This window comes from Parapedobacter composti, assembly GCF_900112315.1.
Classification (GTDB): domain Bacteria; phylum Bacteroidota; class Bacteroidia; order Sphingobacteriales; family Sphingobacteriaceae; genus Parapedobacter; species Parapedobacter composti.
In genome coordinates this window covers 60,944-80,434 of the sequence record NZ_FOLL01000016.1, presented here as the reverse complement: position 1 = coordinate 80,434, position 19,491 = coordinate 60,944, and the positions used below count along the sequence as shown (strand labels likewise).

Below are 19,491 nucleotides of genomic sequence, written 5' to 3'. Positions count from 1 at the left end.
AAACTAGTAAACTTATTATTATAATCACCATGAACAAACTGCTCAGTATCGCCCTAATCGGTTTGGTAGTCACAGCCTGCCAACAAGGGCAAAAGAAACAAGAAGAGGCCTCTGTAGACCCAAATGCCATTACCTGCGAGGGGATCGGCCCGGTTAAACTCAGTTACTCATACGCCGCATTGGATAGTGCCATCGGTGCCGACAAACTAGAAAACGGTACCGCAGAGGTAGACGGCAGCACGGTACACATCACCAGGGTGTTCCCCAATGAAGCGGAGGAAATTACCGTATATTGGGCTGAACAGCAGGAACCGTACAACACCATCACGAAAATTGCCGTTGCTAACAACTTCGGACCGTACCAAACCGCTGAAGGCCTGAGAGTGGGTTCAACGCTGAATGAAGTGAAGCAATACAACAATTTCATGCCGATTACGATGACCAATTTTTACAATAGTTTAGATGGATTTGCGGTTATCACGAGCTTCAACGGCGGGGATCTCGAAACCAACAATCCCTGCTTGGGAGGTAAATTGGACATCGTCAAACAACGGGCCGTGGATGTGCGCTTGCTTGACGAAGTAAAGCCCGAACAAGAGCTGAAGTCGTCTCATAAACTATTCGACTCCATCGATGTTGAGGTGGTCGAACTCAGCGTTTCAGCGAAATAATCCGATCGCACTGTCTTTGAGCCTGGTCACATCCGTCTTCAACCCACCGTAGAGGGAGACGATGTTGACCGGGCGTTTTTGTATATTCCTAAAATGATGGAGCCAGCCGGTTTCCGCAAACAGAAAGAATCCGCCAATCCGGTAATCGGCCCCCATCCCGCCCCGGACGGTAGGTGTAAACTGGCTTTTATTTTCAATGACAATCTTTTGATCCGCGGCCGACAAACGCGCCCGTGGTTCTACCACCACGGCAGCTCCCGGACCAGCAAAAGCGTAGACATTAAGCTTACCGAGCTGCTTACGCATCCCACCCGCAAGATTAAGTACATAGAAGTTGCTTCTCCCCTGCTCCAGCCGGTGCGCATACTGCGGATCATCCTCGTGCTGATTATATTCAAACGCCAGGAAATCAAGTGATGGATAAACAAAGTAATGACGGTTTCTCAACGAAATATCCAGCCCCAGACTGTTGGAAAATTTAGCCTTCAATATGTCGTTAGTGGCTCCGACGGCCAGCCCCCATCCAAGGCCGCTGGTTACATACACCTTGCGGTGATGCAGGGTGTCGCTGCCTTCCTGTGCCACTGCGGCCGCAGTGAACACACAACATAATAGGAAAAACGGAAAACATCGTTTCAATAGCTGCATACGGTTTCTGCCATTGGTTAACAGGCCTAAAAACAAACAATCCGGCAAAAAGTTTTAGGCCTCATAGATACCTTTTACTCTGCGGACCGTGGTTGAACAATAAATCCACGATGCTCAAATTCGGGATGAAGCCGTGTTTGTTTCCGAACACCTGGTAATATGGATGTACCTCCGTTTCGGGGTATGACTTTTTCGGATGAATAACTTGCCTGAAGTCCAACTCAGCCGCATAGTCCTGGCGATAGCTGTCGGTAAACCCGACTTGCCGGTCTATCTTCAGGAGCCGCAGCAGCAATTCGAGTAGTGCCGCATTGTAATCAAACAGCCGTTCATACCGTTGCTGGTAAAATGGCGCGAAATCATCCTCGTAGTATTCGAAATAAGCGGCGCTGCGGTATGCGGTCTGAAGGCTCATCCAATGCAAGCGCTGCCAATCGGCCTCGTAATTGATCCGCACGTCGCGCATCGGAATATGACCGGAATTACCCCGGTGTACCGGTATGATGAGATCAAGTTTTCCGTTAGCCGAATAAATCGACGCACGGGTACGGTAGGTCTGTTTGGGGTAATGCTCAAAGCCATCCAGCAAAATCGGCTTTTCGGACGACAAAATGGCGTGGAAGTAAACTATCGGCGGCAAGTAACATGCCGGTAAAACGAGTGGGGTATCCATTATCACGAGAAATCTACTTTTTAATCCTGCAAAATAACTTAAATTTAAGGATATTTGCAGCGTCATGCATGATCTTTGGCTGTAATGCGAAAAACCTACGTACTGTCTTTTTTTATTTACGTCATATCCTTGTTGCCCTTTTGGGCGGTTTATGTCCTGTCTGATATTCTCTTTGTGGTTCTATATTACGTGGTTTCCTATCGGAAAAAAGTAGTAAAAGAAAATCTCCGCGGTGCCTTTCCGGAAAAGACGGAAAAAGAACGGATGAAGATAGCCCGCCAGTTCTACCGCTTTCTGCCCGACCTGATCGTGGAAGCCATCAAGATGCGCAGCATAAGTGCCGAATCGGTAAAACGGCGTATGGCGATTCAGAACCCCGAAGAATTGGAAAGGCATTTCGCGGCCGGCAAAGGTATCGTAGGTGTAACGGCGCACTATGGGAACTGGGAATTGGGTATCCACCGGCTGAGCTTGCTCACCGACAACCCCGTGCTTATCATTTACAAGCCGTTGCGCAATCAGGCGGTAAACACCATTTATAACGCTATAAGAAGCCGGTTCAACGCCATCATGGTCCCTATGAAACAAACACTGCGCAAAATCGTTGCCTACCGGAACCAACCACATATCAGCATATTTGTGGCTGATCAGACCCCCGGACATGCCGATTCCGATTATTTTATCCGGTTCCTTAACCGGGATACATTGGTCTATACGGGGGCCGAGAGAATTGCGAAGATGACCGGTTTCCCTGTCGTATTTTGCCATATCGACCGCATTAAACGCGGGCATTACAGCTGCACGTTCACCACCTTGGTGGAACACCCGGAGCAAATGGCTAACCACAGCATAACGGACGTCTACAATCAATTTACCGAGAACATCATACGCCAAAAACCTCATTTGTGGCTGTGGTCACACCGGCGGTGGAAACGAACACCTAAACCATGAAACAGCATCCGAAAGTAGCCGTGGTTATCCTCAATTGGAACGGTAGATTTTTCCTGGAGAAATTTCTACCGTCGGTATACAACAGTACCTATCCACAGGTGCAGTTTGTGGTTGGAGACAACGGATCGACGGATGATTCAATCACATTTGTAACCACCCACTTTCCAACCGTCCGGATCATCCGCAATCGGCAGAACCTGGGTTTTGCGGGCGGGTATAATGAAGTGCTGAAACAGGTTGACGCTGACTATTTTGTGTTGCTCAACTCTGATGTGGAGGTGACACCAAACTGGATTAATCCTGTGATTGCTCTGCTGGAAGCCAATCCGGATATGGCAGCAGCACAGCCGAAAATCCGATCGTGTTATCACCGTAACTATTTTGAACATGCCGGCGCCGCCGGCGGCTATATGGACAGCTATGGTTTTCCGTTTTGCCGGGGCCGAATACTCCATGTGGTTGAGCCTGACGATGGACAGTATGATACACCCTGCGATATATTTTGGGCAAGCGGGGCCGCCTTTTTCATCCGGCGTTCCTGTTGGGAAGCATCCGGGGGGTTTGACGCGGATTTTTTTGCCCATATGGAAGAAATAGACCTTTGCTGGCGACTAAAGCGGATGGGATACCGTATCGGCTACTGCCCGCAGTCGGTGGTTTACCATGTGGGAGGTGGTACCCTGGACGTCCAGAACCCCCGAAAAACATACCTTAACTTCCGCAATAGCTTGTTCACGTTACAGAAAAATCTTCCGGTGGGTAAAGCCACGTGGGCCATATTCGCCCGCATGTGGATCGACCTTATAGCGATGGTCAGGTTCGCTCTTACTGGTAGATTCCGCGATGCGTGGGCCGTAAGCCGCGCACACCAACGTTTTTTTCTGGATTTCTTTAAAACTGCCCGTAAAAGAGTATCGTATAGCCGCCCGCCAAATGACACAGGCTGGTATCGTGGAAGCATTGTTTGGGCATTCTACATGTCGGCAAAAACCCGTTTCAGTCAGCTCAACGCAAAGCGCTTTTTGTAACATCCCGAATACATTACAACTTTTTTTGAGGATAGTTGTATTTTTAAGCGTAAGAATAACAAACCCTTAATAACCACATGAAAAGTCCTGTCCCAGTTTTTTTTGTAATGGTTGGCTTATTGACCAGCTTGAACAGCAATGCACTTCAGGCCGACGCTTTATCAGGCGCATGGCATACGCAACAAGGCGAAATCGAGCAGACCGCCGTGTTCGTAGACGGTTATGTATCACATAGCACATTTGACATTAAAAACAAAAAGTTCATAGCAACCAGAGGCGGCACCTATACGACCGAGGGTGATAAACTCATCATCACCTGGCAGTACGATACGGAAAATGTTGCAAATAAGACTCCCATAGCTACCTGGCTGGGCCAGCCCAGCACATTTGAATACAAAGTGAGCGGCACATTAACGACAAACCTCTCGGGAACACGGGCCGCCTGGCGCCGGATTGACAGTAATGAAGGGCCGATGGCGGGCGTATGGCGTATTACCGGACGGAAACAAGGCGAAGACATGGGCCAAATGCCGCTGCGCGACCGCCGTACGCTGAAGATATTGAGCGGCAAACGCTTCCAATGGGTGGCCATCAATATCAAAACCGGCGAATTTTCAGGAACGGGGGGCGGCACGTATACCTTCGAAAACGGCAAATACACGGAACATATCGAATTCTTTTCACGCGATAACAGCCGCGTAGGTGCTTCACTTACATTCGATGGAAAAATTGAAGACGGACAATGGCACCACTCCGGATTGAGCTCCACCGGTAACCCTATTTATGAAATATGGAGTAAGTTGGAGGAATAAATTCGTATTTTCGCTGCCATGTCACCAGCAGAAGCAGCTATCCGTATTGAGGAGCTTACCCGCGAACTCAACGAATATAACTACCAGTATTATGTTTTGGCCAAACCGACGATTTCAGATTACAATTTTGACCAAAAGCTAAAGGAACTGGAAGAATTAGAGCGGCTTTTCCCTCAGTTTTTGGATCCGGATTCCCCAACTCAGAAAGTCGGCGGCGACATTACGCAGCGTTTCAATACCGTTCGCCACCGCTGGCCCATGCTATCGTTGAGCAATACGTACAGCGAACAGGAACTCCGTGATTTTGACGAGCGTGTACGGAAAGCTATTGGCGACGATTTCGAGTACGTATGCGAGCTGAAATTTGATGGTTTATCCATCAGCCTTACCTATGAAAACGGGGTTCTTAAGCAAGCCGTCACCCGGGGCGACGGTATTCAGGGAGATGAAGTTACCGCCAATGTACGGACCATAAAGTCCATTCCCAACCGATTGAAGGTGAGCGGGTACCCGGACCTGTTCGAAATACGGGGTGAGATTTTCATGCACCGCGCAGCGTTTGAACGGCTTAATAACGAACGTATCGAAAATGGTGAGATGCCTTATGCCAATCCGCGTAATTTTGCGGCAGGTACCATCAAGCTTCAGGACTCTGCAGAGGTAGCCCGGCGACCACTGGACTGTTTTCTCTATTTCCTGTATAGCGACAAACGCAACCGGTTATTCGATAATCACTGGGAAAGCCTCCAAGCCGTAAAATCATGGGGATTTCCGGTATGCGAACATACCGCACGGTGTGCATCCATTGATGAAGTGCTGACATTTGTCAACACCTGGGAACAGGGCAGGCACGGACTTAGTTACGATATCGATGGCATTGTCATTAAAGTAAACGATTATGGCCAACAGGAAGAATTGGGCTTCACCGCTAAATCGCCCCGTTGGGCCATCTCTTATAAATACAAGGCCGAACAGGTAGAAACCCTACTGCAATCGGTGAGTTACCAAGTGGGCCGTACAGGTGCGGTGACACCGGTAGCTAACCTGGCTCCCGTATTATTGGCAGGAACCACCGTAAAGCGGGCCAGCCTGCACAATGCCAATGAAATCGAGCGACTTGATTTGCATATCGGTGACACGGTGTATGTGGAAAAAGGCGGCGAAATCATTCCGAAAGTAATGGGGGTGAATTTAACGAAACGCCCACCCGAAGCGCAGCGCATCGTCTACCCGGTTGTATGCCCTGAACCCGAATGCGGCACACCCTTGGTGCGTAAGACGGGCGAGGCCGTGCATTACTGCCCGAATGATGAAGGGTGCCCGCCGCAGATTGTAGGCCGGATGCAGCACTTCATTAGCCGGAAGGCCATGGATATCGAGGGCATGGGCAATGAAACCATTGAAACGCTCTTTAAACAGGGCCTGCTTCACAACATCACAGACATCTATGCTCTCAAGCACCATCGGGAAACCTTGGTGAAACTGGAGCGTTTCGGCCAGAAGTCCATCGAAAATATGCTGGCAGGCATTGAAAAGTCCAAGGACAAGCCGTTTGAGAAGGTTTTGTTTGCCCTTGGTATCCGCTATGTGGGCGAAACCATCGCCAAAAAACTGGCACTCCATTTCAAAAACGTTGATGCGCTGGCCGCCGCTTCCAAAATGGAAATTGAATCGGTATATGAAATCGGCGAGCGTATAGCGGAAAGCGTTACGGAATATTTTGCCAATACCGTGCACCGGGAACAGTTGGAGCGCCTAAAACAACATGGGCTACAGTTGGCTATCACTGAGCAGGTCTCGGAGCGTCGCGGTGATTCGTTGGCGGGCAAAACATTTGTAATTTCGGGTGTGTTTGAGCAATATAGCCGGGAAGAGCTGACTGCACTGATTGAAAGCTACGGCGGGAAATTGCTGAGCAGTATTTCTGCTAAGCTGGACTACCTCGTCGCCGGCGATAAAATGGGACCGGCAAAACTGGCGAAGGCCGAAAAGCTGGGGATACCGATTATCTCCGAAGCAGCCCTGCTCGAATTAATGGCTCATACGGATTGAACATTATGCGTTTTTTAGTGGCTATACGCCATAAAACCGGGAAGCAGTGGCTGTGTCGTACAATGAAAAAGCAGTCCGATATACCGCCGCGTTCAGTAAGCTATCGGGAGGCCCAACACATCGCCGTATTGATTCCGTTGCAGCGGTATGAAGATTTGGCGTGGATAACTGATCTGGCCAACCGACTTCAGAAAGACGGCAAAACCTGCAGCATATTAGGATTTTCGGAATTTGGGATGGATATCCCACCCCAGCTCAACTTGACACTGTTGGGGCCGGCAGACCTAACCTGGAACTTCATTCCCAAAGGGCATGCGATAAAATCATTTATTTCTGTTAATTTTGACCTTTTGCTGAACCTGTGCGCAGATGATACCTGCCTGCCACTGGATTATGCATCCATCAAGGCCAAGGCGGCATTCCGTATCGGGCGGTATAACCGCGTGCTTAGCGATGGTTATGGATGGATGATAAAGGGCGAATTGGGGAACAGCACCACATTATTAACAGCAATAAAACATTATTTAGGAAAAATACAATGACATGAAGGAGCTTTACGGCGCAGGGGTAGCATTGGTAACCCCATTTCATACAGACGGAACGGTTGATTATGACGCACTCGCGCAGCTTATAGAACACCAGATAAAGGGCGGCGCGGATTATTTGGTTTCATTGGGAACTACCGGTGAAACGGCTACGTTAACAGCGGATGAGCGTAAAACGGTGTGGCAGTTTACCGCCGAAAAGGCAGACGGCCGCATTCCTTTGGTTGCGGGAATTGGAGGGAATAACACCGCCGAAGCCTTACATCAATTGGAGACATTTGACACCAGCGGCTACTCAGCCATCCTGTCTGTGAGTCCGTATTATAATAAACCCACCCAAGAAGGCATTTATCAGCACTATAAAGCCATCGCGACGGCATCGCCGTTACCCATCATTTTGTACAATGTTCCGGGAAGGACAAGCAGCAACGTTTCGGCCGAGACGACGGTCAGGCTTGCCCGGGAAGTTCCCAATATTGTCGGCACCAAAGAAGCATCAGGCAGTATTGATCAGTTCAGCAGAATCATGCGCGATAAACCAGAAGATTTTCTTTTGATTTCCGGCGATGATCCGGCGACGCTACCGATGATGGCCCTGGGCGCTGTAGGTGTAATTTCGGTTGTTGGGAACGCCTTTCCCGCTGCAGTGGCTACGCTTACCCGTCTTTGCCTGGAAGGAAATTACCAGGATGCCCGGACTATCCACAGCAAATTGCTGCGTATTACCGAACTGTGTTTTGCAGAAGGTAACCCTACCGGTGTAAAAGCTATCCTTGCCCGCATGGGAATCTGTGGTACCCGTGTGCGGCTGCCACTGGTGGAAGCCAGCGAGCAATTGGTGGCCAGCATTGACCGTGAATTGGAGCAAGTGGAAAACTAGAAATAATTCGACAGAAAAGGCCGGCAACGTTTATTACGCTGCCGGCCTTTTCGATCCAAACAACCGAATCGAACTACAACCGCTTTACCCGGATATTCCGGAAATGCACCTCTGAGCCATGTCCCAGAAACGCGATATGTCCGGATTTACGCGCTAAGCCTGGATGGTTTTTCCCATCCAACGTACCGTTCTTGGTCGCCTCAGCCAAATCACCGTCCACAATCACCGTACCGTTCAACGTTACCCTGATATGGTTACCTTTAATATAAATCTCTTGCTCATTCCACTCACCCACAGGCTTTAGGTATCCCCTTTTTGCAGGTATAATGCCATACACGGATCCGTGATATTGGTAAGGCGCCAAACTCTTATACATATCGGCGCCGTCGTCAAGCACCTGTATTTCCATGCCCACGTAAGCGGCATCGCCCTCCATTGGAGTACGGATGCCGATTCCATTATTAGCTCCCGGCGTTAGGCGGAACTCAAATCGATAGATAAAATCGGCGAATTCCGCTTTACTGTACAGATTGCCCCCCGAGCCTTTCGTCGGGTATATAGCCAATGTACCTTCTTCACTGATTTGGTATGCCGTGGTATTACCGGTCCATGCCGATAAATCGGTTCCATCAAACAGCACCTCGAACCCATCTGCCTTTTCCTTATCGGACAGTTTAAACACCTCTTTTCGCGGCAGTTCCCGAATGTAGATATCGCGGTAAGAGACATGTGTACCATGGGCCTGTAATTCTATCTGTTCCTTCGGGAATATCGGGAGGCTCCTATCCCAATAATTTTCGAGCACTACACTGTCTGTCACGAGCTCGCCGTTGAGATATACCGTCACCCTGTCGCCCACCATGATTATCCGAAACGTATTCCATTCGCCTAAAGGGTTGTCAGCTACTTTCAGCGGCTTGCTTTCATGCTTTTTGTTATTGTATAATCCGCCCGAACCGACCTGGGCGCCAACATTGACGCGCGAAGTATCCCATATCTGCACCTGTGGAGTACCCCGCAGGTAAATACCCGCATCGCCGTCTTTGCCCTCTTTAGCCAACTTCCAATCCACCAGCAGCTCGAAATCGCCGTATTGCTTTAACGTGGCAATATTATCGCCTTTCCCGTTGAAATGCAGTACGCCATCCGCCACATACCACCCCTGCCGCATCACCTCGTCTGCTTTTTTCTGCTCAGCGGCCAGGGTTTTCGCATCCATCGCAGCTCGCTTAATGGGATTGGCCACCAGCCCTTTCCATCCTTCCAGATCCTGCCCGTTGAACAAGGAAACATACCCCTGCCCCTTCGGAAGCTCATTAAGGTGTTTTTGGATGGCTTCCCGCAGGTAACTGCTTTCACTTCCCGACAGTAATCCGATTACCTTATTCAACAATGCGGTTACATCTGCTCCGTAGAAGCGCTTATCCTCCAGCGCAATATTCATCACCGTGTTCGCGGCTGTCGACTTAAGTTGTTCATCGTCCAAAAACCGGCCGGCAAACATCAATGCATTATACGTTTTGTAAGCTTCCAATGCCTTTAAAATCGCTCTTTTTTGGTCGACCGTCCTGGATACCTCGAATGCATCACGAAGGTGCAATACTTTCTGTTCAGCCGGCACGTTGGCCATGCCTATTTTCTGCACTAATCCTTTAATCACTTGATCTAACCTATTCGCACCCAGCGTTTTTTCCCGACTTAACTCAACTAACCGGGGCAACGCCGCAGCGTCTGTCCAATTCGCCAAAGCAGAAACCGCAGCACCATACAACGCTGAATCCGAACGGTGTTCGGTAAAACCGGATACCACCGCCAGCGCCGTGTCGCCGCCTATTCCGGATAGCACAGGGAAGAAACGGGATTTCTGAGAACCATCCGCGGCATTCAAGCGGTCAATGATACGTTGGGTATATGCCCCTTTGTCGGCACTCCGAGTGACCGACGACACTAAAGCTTCCTGCACCTTTTTATTATGTTCATTGCCCCCGGAGAGCAAAAGTTCCAACAGTTTATCCAGATCTGTCGGGCGGGCCACGCGGGGCAGCGCATGATAAGCGGCCGTCTTGGTTTCGGCTGACGCATTTCCTTGGATCAAGCTTAGGATAACCGGCATACTCTCTGCGGCTTCACGCTGTGCAAGCACGTCAAGCAACAATACCTGAATCTTTGGATCCTTAGCCTCAGCCAGTGTATGAGTAACCAAAACCGGAAGCTCCTTGTTTTCTGAAGTCAACAACAGTGTTTTGATAGCCTCCTGCGTATCTTCGTCACTTGCAGCAAGCCGGTCGAGCAGCACTTGGGCGGCTGCATCGCCGGCCAATTTGTTATAGGCTTCAACGGCAGCGAGACGAACCGCGGCATCATCTGCATTTAATGCCTTCTTAACCTCAGGAAGCGCGGAAACCTGGTTGCAGCTACCCAGGTAATGCAGGATATCCACTTGAACCCTGCTGTCGGCCTTAGCCAATCCCCTGGTCAGACGCGAGGATACACGTCCGTCGATATAAGGTGTCAGCAACATTAGTGCGGCATTCCGATATACGCCATTGCCATCCTTTGCTGCTTTTACCAGTGCCTTTACCTGCCGTTCTTCGTTAATCGCGGTAAGGGCATCCAGCGCTGCAATTCGTGTCTGTGTCTGATTGGCGGTGCTGGCAGCATTGAAAAGCCTTGCGGCACCTTTACGAGCCGCAGCAACATGGCCGTTTTCCGCCAGCCTGCCGATATAATGAACATACGCCCCTGTGGCGCCTGTCGGGTCATACGCATAACCCGAGGCACTCGCCGCTTGTTCCAATACCGCCGCGGAAGCCGTTCCCCCAATTTCCGAAAGAGCGTATATAACAACCCGGCGCAGGTTCTGATCCGTTGTGTTCGCCTTTTGTAATATAGCGGCCTCTGCTGGTTGGTAACCGATGAAACCAAGTGCATTGATGATATTGATTTCGGCAATTCCTGTTGCCTCTGGCAATGCCTTCAATAACGCAGATCCGGCCTCATCGGAACCAATACGTGCAAGGGCACGTGCAGCTTTTTCGCTTAAATAGGTATCATAGAGATACGCGCTTAACGTATTAATCGCTGAATTGTCGCCTGCATTCTGAAGCAACTGAATGATAAACCCCTTTACATCCTTGTCTGTTACCACTTCCAGCGCGTCCAACGCACCCTCGATGAATGCTGCCCGTTGAAGCGTCTTACCCGGGCTCAGCACATGATAACTATAACTATTCGCCGCATAAACCGCCCCCGTGTTGCCATCGGTACCCGGAGGGGTTAACTGCTGAAGTAATGCGGAGATTTCAGCGGCAGAAAACCGTTCGAGCTGTTGCATGGCGTCATGGAAACGTTCTGTGGTTTCCGCGGGCTGTAGAGCAAGCAAATCGGCTATCTTGGTCGTTGTGGTACGGTTATCGCCTTGCTGGGCATACACCGTCACCGGCACTATTAAAAACGCTGTAAGCGCATATATGATGGATCTCTTCATGGATTCTTTTGAACTTATGTTATCAAATTTATATGGACCAAGGGCCACGCATGGGCTGATCGATTAACCGGTTTGCTGCTTCATCATCGATGAAAACCTGGCGCTCGGGATCAAATTTAAGCGACCGCCCCAGGCGCAAGGCTATCAATCCCATATTTACAATGGTACATGAGCGGTGCCCGTTTTCCTCGTTAAGCGCAAACTTTCGACGGTTCTTAACTGCTTCGACGAAATCCGTCATCTGCGGTTCCGGATCAGGGAAAGCGGCTAGCTTCCGTTCCATATCCGGTATGTCAGATTTAAACCCGCGGTACAGATTGCCGTTGGGTCCTTCAATATACGGCCTTCCTACGTCCTTACCCTCCCCATCGAGGATAATCTGGCAACCGTCGGCATAAGTATAGGTAACTCGGCGCCATGTTCCGACTGCGTCACTGTGCTGCTGCGGCGCATCGACCTCTACAGAAACGGGACTTTCATTGTCCTTGTTCAAAAAATACTGAACCGGATCAATATAATGCTGGCCCATATCGCCTAACCCGCCGCCATCGTAATCCCAATACCCGCGGAATGTCGTATGTACGCGATGAGTGCTGTAAGGTTTAAACGGGGCTGGCCCAAGCCACATTTCATAATCCAGCTCTTTAGGCACCTGTTCCACCGGCAGGTTTTCACGCCCCACCCAATAAAACTTCCAGTCAAATCCCGTATGTTTACTGATGGTGACTTTCAACGGCCATCCCAGCATACCGGAATCAACCAACTTTTTTATCTTTTTCACTGGCACATTCATCCCGTAAAAGTTCGCATCGAAGCGGAACCACGTATTCAGCCGGAAGATATTTCCATGCTGTCTAACGGCTTCCACGACCCGTTTCCCTTCACCGATGGTCCTTGTCATGGGTTTTTCACACCAAATATCCTTTCCCATGCGGGCAGCTTCGGCTGCCATGATACCATGCCAGTGCGGAGGTGTAGCAATATGAACGATATCCACCTCCGGTAACTGGATCAGTTCCCGGAAATCCGCAAACTGTTTCACGCCGGGATCACTCAACCGCTGCATAGCCAGTTTAAGGTGACGAGTATCTACGTCACAGATGGCTACAGTTTTAGTGCCTGCATAGCCAAAGTGTCCGCGGCCCATAGCCCCGACACCGATGACACCCTTGGTAAGGTGATCGCTCGGCGCCAAGTATCCCGGGCCGCCTAATACGAAACGCGGAACGATGCTGAATGCCGCCGCCCCAATCAATGATTTTTTGATAAATTCCCGACGGGATGAGTTTTCTTTCTTCATGGTTATTGATTTCCAAATCGGTCTGGTCACAAATTTATTATTTCATCCGAATAACGTAAAACTTTTCTTATTTTTTTTCAAAAGATTAATTCTTTTTGCAAATATGTAACAAAACTATACCCTGTAATAAAATAATAAACTTACTTTTGAAGGCTAATTATATATCACTATGTCCCCATTGTTTTTAAGTAATAGTCACTTGGAAAACAAGTCGAAAATCGAGAAGAAGAACCATGGATTTAAATTGAAATTGGTTAAGGCCTTGATTGCCGGCAATGGAATGACTAACGCGGCGATATGCAAGCATTTAAGGATAAGTGCTCCCAAAACGTTGGAACTTATCAGTTCGCTGGCCCAAGTGGGCATCATTGAACAGAATGAGAAAGGAAACTCCATCGGCGGAAGAAAGCCGGTTTTGAACAAAATAAAACCTAACACGTTTTATATCCTGTGTGCAGAAGTGGAGCTATTCAGGGTGAAGATGACGCTTGTTGACAACACCAACACATTTCTTCGGTCAGTTTCAATCCCCTTTACCCTGACGCAGGACTGGTCGTCGGCCATTCAGCTAGTGCGACTATTAACCGAATTCATGGACGATTCGGACGTTCCGGAAAAAGCAATTCTCGCTATCGGCATCAGTATGCCTGGCCTTATCAGTTATAAAGACGGTCGAAACCACACCTATATGTCGGACGAAAAGCAATTGCCGCTCCGGGAGTACATCTCCAACCAATTGGGCAAACCTGCTTTCATCGTCAACGATGTTAAAAGCGCGGCGATGGCCGAACTTAAGTTTGGCTTAGCACAGGGCCGAAAGGACGTGCTGGTCATCCTAATGGACTGGGGTATCGGCTTGGGGATTATTATGGATGGCCGCGTAAGAAACGGCGCAGCTGGTTTTTCGGGCGAAATGGGGCACATGCCCTTCGTGGAAGACGGTATCCTTTGTTATTGCGGAAAAAAGGGCTGTCTGGAAACCGTTGCTTCCGGAGTCGCCCTGGCTAACATGGCAAGGGAAGGGATTTTATCCGGACAAGATTCCCTGCTGAACACGCTGCCGGAACAAGAGATTGAGAATATCGCGCCTCAGATTGTTATTAATGCCGCGAACAAAGGCGACCAATATGCGATCAGCATACTTGCCTCGATCGGCGAGAGACTGGGCAAAGGTATTGCCACGCTTATCCAGCTGTTCAACCCCGAACTGATTATTTTGGGAGGGAAAATCGCCGAAGCCAACCAATACATCACCATACCTATCCAGCAGGCCATCAATACCTATTGCATGACTCCTTTACGGGATATCGCCCGTGTGGAGCTTTCCAGATTAGGCGCCGATGCAGGGGCTAAAGGGATTGCACATATAGCATTCGAAAAGTATTTTGATATGCTCCTTTCAAGCATCGAGGCGGAGCGCTGATAAACAAATCAGCCATTCCTCGATTTAACGGGAACGGCTGATTTGAAAAGATCTGTTCAGCTTATTATTCTTTAGTGAACCTAAAGTTAGCAAAATAATAGGTAATATCAACAGCAGGGGCGAACGTAAGCGAAGGCTCGCCGCCCACGTTTATTACGATGACCCGGTTATGCCGGTTCAACGCGTTTGACAAGTCTACAGTCACGTCAACCCATTTTTGCAGATCCGAATCAGCAATTCTGAAATTATTTGCGTCAGGCGCCCAGTATTCCTGCCCGAAATCACTGTGCTGGGGGAATGCCCACATGTAGTTCATGAAGCGGGGCCAGAGCCGCTGATAAGGCGCATAAACCCCTTGAAAGGAGCTTTTAGCAGGCGCATACACTTTAAATTTCAAATACTTGTATTCTCGTACGTTAAACTGATATTCGCGTGGCAGCGCGAAAACAAATGAAGCACTTCGGTCCCGCAATGTCGTCTTAAACACGTTTTGCAAATCCGTACCTGCCGGTGCGTCCGTTGCAGGATTGGTAATATCCATCCACCAAGCCTGAGCCTGTACCCTACCATCCACAAAGAACTTCATCGGAATAATCGCCTCTTCCGGCGAGCTCACCAGTTCGACTACGCCGCTTTCTACATACGGCGCCAACAGGGCGTCCAGCCCCATTGAATTCGGTATATAACGAACCTTTTCAAGGATACCGGCCTCCAGCAGATCTTTGAGTGGCTGCACATTAGCCGAGGGTATATCTGATACCTTCCGTGCAAAGGGAACGAGCGTACCGCCGCCCACAGTGGTCTGCACGCCGTTGCGGTCATACCTCAGCGTTGTCATCTGGAATATATCGCCACCGGTAAGATCAATTTCCCTTAGATTCGGAAAATAGAAAATGTCTTGCAACGAGTTCGCATGGACCGGATATACCAGTTTCGTAAACGGCGAAACGCCGTCGGCCGTAAACTGACTAACCCCATTAGTTTCCAAAATAGTACGTTCGGAAGGTGCAAAAGGTGTACTTCCCGTAGGCATATTAATAACCAGTTCTTTGACCAATGGAATGGTGTCAAGAATGGGTACATTATTTACCTTGGGTACGACATTATAGGTTATTTCCACCGTAGTGGTTTCCCCTGGTTGCAAATTGCCAATAAAGAAGCGCGAATCTTGCTTTCGATCGCCGCCCTGCTCCACCCCGTCTTTATCGGTGTACTTGAACGACAGACTTTTATAATCAAGCAATACGGACGAAAGCCCGTTGGGCCAATCGACCACAGCCGCATTCTGCGAAGCCAGCACTCGGGGAGCATTGATGGCCAATCCCCCCACGTCAACTGACGTATAAGGAATAAGCGCGATCTCTTGGGGCACCGACTTATTCTCGAATTCGTCTATGGTATAAATCCGGAAACGATACAACTTGGGCTGGGTAAGCGCTGTGATGTTGACCCAAGACACCAACGAGTCGATAACAACTACTTCTCCATCATATTCAATTACCGTTTTTCTTGCCTTTCCCAAATTGATTTGGCGACTCGGAATACGGCCCGCCTTCATTAAATCAATCTCGACCCGTTCATAGCCGATATGCCCCACAATCGTGTCATATTTAGCGGGGTAGACGATTTCACCTGAATAATTTTCCAAGCTATCGTACATGCCGTCACAAGCGCCCAATAATGAGGCTGCCAGCATAAGGAAAAATAATATTCTGTTTAACATGTCTGCTGTTTTTTATCGAAACAAACTATCGGTTGGCTTTACGACCAAATAAGGTAATTTCTGAGAGACAGTTCGCGTCTTCGAGTGTATAATTTCCGTTGAAACTTTTAATTGCCTCATACCTGAACCAACGTGTGGGCTTAGTATACTGCGGGTCGTTGGGATACATGTAAGCCTCGTCTCCAGCTTCGCCAGCCTGTACAAATTCCAACTCACTGAGCCCTACGGGCACCGGTATTTTATGTTGTGAGATAAATACCCATTGATCTGTATCGTCATCCCATACATACATATTATACATCCCCACGTTTTCCGACTGATAATATTGCCCCCGATTGATATTGGCTAAGCCCCCCGAATGCCGTTGCACCGTAACGATACGGCTCAGTTCATAATAATCGCCCAAGTCAATGATAAAATTCCATGGCATATTGCCGTCGGCTGTCCGCCCGGTACGGCCGCGGCTATGGGTATGCATGAAGTTAAGGTTGTCCCCGCGGTCGATGATTCCGTCGATTACCTTTGCGGACCGCCCCTCCAAGCCGTCCCCGAAACACATGGGCACCCCCCCTATACTGTCATTGGCATTGGGCAATGTCCAGTTGCCCTTCGGAATTTCGATATCTTCATACAAGGTAATCGCGCCCATATCTATAGGTTCGGTAATGTTACCAAATCTATCCTCTACCCGTACGCGTATACGTACTTCATCCTGAGGTGAAAGGAAGAGATCATTGATAAACCTTCGGTCTTCAGCCAAGTTGGACGAAAACACAGTCGTCAACTCCCGGTGTTGCCCATTGAGTGTAAAACTATAGTCGACATACACATTCACGTTTTGCTGCAATTCATTGATCCAATCCAGGAAGAATGAACTGAATCCAGGCTTCACCTCTATAGACGAAGCAACTCGGCTGAAGGCAGGTTCCAAGGGTGTTACTGACACGGTAACCGCCTCGGATCGATTTCCAGAACGATCTACCGCATACAATTTAACTTCATGCGGATCAGTACTTCCGAATCCGTACACATCCAACGAGTCAACAAAATAGGAGGCCGAAAAGGTATAGGACTTCCCATTTTTGGCGGTATAGACAGCCTCTACCTGAAGCAAATCTTCATCTGCCGGCAAATCATAAAAAAACCGTGCGCCCCCGTATAATGGCTTATGGTCTACTATGGTAATCTTGCCTGGAGCAACCCCATCGGACACATGGCTTGCGTATCGGTTTTCCTCCTTGCAGGCTCCAACGATAAGCAGCAAAGCCGCTCCCATTGCAATATATTTCCTTATGTTCATAACTTTCCTATTAATTGTGGGATTACCATCCTGGGTTTTGTATCAGGTTTCCGTTAGTATTCAGTTCATTCAAATCAATGGGCCACAGGTAATCGGTTATCGTAAAACGCCTCGCTTGCTTCACTTCCAACACAAAAAACGTCTCACCCGTGGTGCCGGTATGCGTCCATCCCCAAACCGGAGATGAAAACTCAGCAACAGCCCGTTTATGCCTCCACATATCCCAGAAATGTTGGCCTTCAAAGGCAAACTCAACAGCACGTTCGTCAAGAATGATATCACGCATACCTTCTTTGGTTAGGTGTTTATTGACGGTCCGTGCCAAACTCGGATCTGACCAAACCACTTCTACATTCGGTATGCCTGCCCGCTCACGCACCAAATTAACCGCGTTATATACTTCCTGTGTCGGCGCGGCATTGTACTCATTAAGCGCTTCGGCCTTCATCAAATAAAGATCAGCCATGCGCATCAAGGGGTATGGAAACCGTATCACCCGTTGCCAAGCGTTGGATTGAGACTCGGGGTGTACAAGTTTCTGTATGCCTATACCGGTAGACAGGAAGTCTGTGGCATGCGTGGAAGAATTGTATCCGCCGTCGGCACCAGCATACATCATCGTGTTAATCCTCACGGTATGAGCTCTCCAATACCCCCCAGTGATTCCCAAGTTGGCGTAGAACCGTGGTTCGCGGTTCAAGTATAAGTTGATGGTCTCTGCCCCTGGTTGCATAATACCGTTCATTGCTTTATATTCAGGGTCAAGCACTCCCGGTGTCCGGGTAAGTTCATGCATGGTATTCATGTTGAACGTCAAGTCTTCGTCAATGGGCAAGCCGTTACGCGTATAATAACGCTCCGCCATACGGTAAGTAGCGGCCATCCATTGCCAAGAATAAGCCGCCGTATTAATCACCCCGTCGCCATATCCCGCCGGCAGCCGGATATTGGTGGAATGAGCAAGTTCCCCCTGATTATAGAAATCATGGTTTGAATACCCCCATACCAACTCCCTATTCCAAGGGTCGCAGATAAGCATGCGCAAATCATACAATGTACGCATATTCTCGCCATTTTCTTCAAACGCTTGGCGATCATAGATGAACGGCTCCCGCTCGAAATGGTAAATGCCCAACCCATTCTGCTCGCATAGGATGATGGCTTCATTAATCGCATCAAGGGCTTGTTTCCATTTTTCGTTGTCATAATCCAACGGAAAGAACGGTTGACCATCGCGGTCTAGGAAATCACCGAAGTATTCCCGATTACCGTTGAAGAACGGGCTCGCCCTAAAGAACAGCACCCGAGCTTTTATCGCCTTCGCTACCACCTGATCGATTTGTCCCATATTATTTTCAGTGGTCCGCTCGGTGAGGCTGGGGATAGCTTCGTCCATGAGCGCCAGAATATACGCAAAACATTCCTCGACCTTGGACCGTGGTAAAAACAGTTGTTCACGCGTGGCTTCCGGCGTAACCATTTCCCTGGGCAACACGATAGGGCCGTATCGCTGTACCAATAAAAACGCGTAGTACCCTTTCAGGAACTTGACCTGAGCAGTCCACTCCGCTTTCTCACCGTCACCCATATCGCGTACCAGGTGAATATTTTGCAAAAAAACATCACACTGGCGAATCCCCTCATATAAGCTTTTAGTTCCCTGGGTACCCGACCAAGCCCCCAGTTGCGGGCTCGTAGCGCTCTGTAACCCCCGCATGATCCGAATAGCCCTTAAGTTTCCTACGGTATTGTTGAGATCCAACCGGCCAACCCATTCATCGCCCAGCGTCCAGGTTGTCGAGTGGGTATTGTCGTCCCTAGGAATGTAATTATAGACCCTAGCCAAAGCCTCATAGGCCGTTTCCCGGGTATCAAAAAGATCTTCCAGGGTCATGGTGTTGTCTGGTACGACATCAAGGAATTTCGTGCATGACTGCGACACCAAAGCCGCACACACCAATAGTCCAACTTTCAATAACGTCTTCATTTGTATTTTCA

At 49.1% G+C, this 19,491-nt stretch carries 15 protein-coding genes; 8 read left to right on the top strand and 7 right to left on the bottom strand.

Translation table 11 applies throughout. The features are described from left to right. The first annotated feature begins 29 nt into the window (after positions 1-29). Positions 30-671, top strand: coding sequence for a hypothetical protein (locus BM030_RS15380; protein WP_090974494.1), 642 nt, complete (start codon positions 30-32; stop codon positions 669-671). Here the strand turns inward: BM030_RS15380 and BM030_RS15375 are convergent. After that, positions 660-1,319 carry a hypothetical protein gene (locus BM030_RS15375; protein ID WP_139215911.1) on the bottom strand — a complete coding sequence of 220 codons (660 nt, stop codon included), beginning with the start codon at positions 1,317-1,319 and terminating at the stop codon, positions 660-662. The two genes, BM030_RS15380 and BM030_RS15375, sit on opposite strands and share 12 nt — an antisense overlap. Before the next feature lie 61 nt (positions 1,320-1,380). Further along, positions 1,381-1,992 carry a WbqC family protein gene (locus BM030_RS15370; RefSeq protein ID WP_090974492.1) on the bottom strand — a complete coding sequence of 204 codons (612 nt, stop codon included), beginning with the start codon at positions 1,990-1,992 and terminating at the stop codon, positions 1,381-1,383. A gap of 84 nt (positions 1,993-2,076) precedes the next feature. On the opposite strand from BM030_RS15370, the gene BM030_RS15365 reads away from it, so the two are divergent. The 6 genes from BM030_RS15365 to dapA all read left to right on the top strand — a co-directional run bounded on the left by BM030_RS15365 (position 2,077) and on the right by dapA (position 8,260). Next, positions 2,077-2,943 (top strand): lysophospholipid acyltransferase family protein, encoded by an 867-nt coding sequence (locus tag BM030_RS15365; RefSeq protein ID WP_090974491.1) that lies wholly within the window; start codon positions 2,077-2,079, stop codon positions 2,941-2,943. Beyond that, entirely contained in the window at positions 2,940-3,971 is a 1,032-nt protein-coding gene (locus BM030_RS15360) for a glycosyltransferase family 2 protein (RefSeq protein ID WP_090974490.1), read from the top strand. The genes BM030_RS15365 and BM030_RS15360 overlap by 4 nt, the downstream gene beginning before the upstream one ends. 77 nt (positions 3,972-4,048) lie before the next feature. Continuing rightward, positions 4,049-4,783 (top strand): hypothetical protein, encoded by a 735-nt coding sequence (locus BM030_RS20065; protein WP_211657626.1) that lies wholly within the window; start codon positions 4,049-4,051, stop codon positions 4,781-4,783. 18 nt (positions 4,784-4,801) lie between these two features. After that, positions 4,802-6,835, top strand: a complete 2,034-nt coding sequence (gene ligA, locus BM030_RS15350; protein ID WP_090974489.1) for an NAD-dependent DNA ligase LigA — start codon at positions 4,802-4,804, stop codon at positions 6,833-6,835. Between the two features lie 5 nt (positions 6,836-6,840). Then, positions 6,841-7,377: a DUF6913 domain-containing protein gene (locus tag BM030_RS15345; protein ID WP_090974488.1), complete on the top strand. Its 537-nt coding sequence runs from the start codon at positions 6,841-6,843 to the stop codon at positions 7,375-7,377. 1 nt (position 7,378) lies between these two features. Further along, positions 7,379-8,260 (top strand): 4-hydroxy-tetrahydrodipicolinate synthase, encoded by an 882-nt coding sequence (dapA, locus tag BM030_RS15340; RefSeq protein WP_090974487.1) that lies wholly within the window; start codon positions 7,379-7,381, stop codon positions 8,258-8,260. A gap of 73 nt (positions 8,261-8,333) precedes the next feature. Here dapA and BM030_RS15335 read toward each other — a convergent pair whose 3' ends face one another. Together BM030_RS15335 and BM030_RS15330 are read right to left on the bottom strand one after the other, a co-directional pair. Continuing rightward, a complete protein-coding gene (locus BM030_RS15335) occupies positions 8,334-11,747 on the bottom strand; it encodes a 3-keto-alpha-glucoside-1,2-lyase-like domain-containing protein (protein ID WP_090974486.1) in 3,414 nt (1,137 codons plus the stop codon). A gap of 28 nt (positions 11,748-11,775) precedes the next feature. Beyond that, positions 11,776-13,047 (bottom strand): Gfo/Idh/MocA family oxidoreductase, encoded by a 1,272-nt coding sequence (locus BM030_RS15330; protein WP_090974485.1) that lies wholly within the window; start codon positions 13,045-13,047, stop codon positions 11,776-11,778. Between the two features lie 169 nt (positions 13,048-13,216). Here BM030_RS15330 and BM030_RS15325 point away from each other — a divergent pair, with 169 nt between their 5' ends. After that, complete coding sequence (locus BM030_RS15325) at positions 13,217-14,470, top strand: ROK family protein (protein WP_090974484.1); 1,254 nt, start codon at positions 13,217-13,219, stop codon at positions 14,468-14,470. A 64-nt stretch (positions 14,471-14,534) separates the two neighbouring features. On the opposite strand, the gene BM030_RS15320 is transcribed toward BM030_RS15325, so the two are convergent. From BM030_RS15320 to BM030_RS15310, 3 genes are read right to left on the bottom strand one after another with little or no spacing between them, the layout of a single operon-like run. Beyond that, positions 14,535-16,193 (bottom strand): DUF4998 domain-containing protein, encoded by a 1,659-nt coding sequence (locus BM030_RS15320; RefSeq protein ID WP_211657625.1) that lies wholly within the window; start codon positions 16,191-16,193, stop codon positions 14,535-14,537. Between the two features lie 25 nt (positions 16,194-16,218). Continuing rightward, positions 16,219-17,493 (bottom strand): DUF4959 domain-containing protein, encoded by a 1,275-nt coding sequence (locus tag BM030_RS15315; protein ID WP_090974483.1) that lies wholly within the window; start codon positions 17,491-17,493, stop codon positions 16,219-16,221. 22 nt (positions 17,494-17,515) lie between these two features. Further along, positions 17,516-19,480 carry a RagB/SusD family nutrient uptake outer membrane protein gene (locus tag BM030_RS15310; protein WP_090974548.1) on the bottom strand — a complete coding sequence of 655 codons (1,965 nt, stop codon included), beginning with the start codon at positions 19,478-19,480 and terminating at the stop codon, positions 17,516-17,518. Positions 19,481-19,491: the final 11 nt, after the last annotated feature.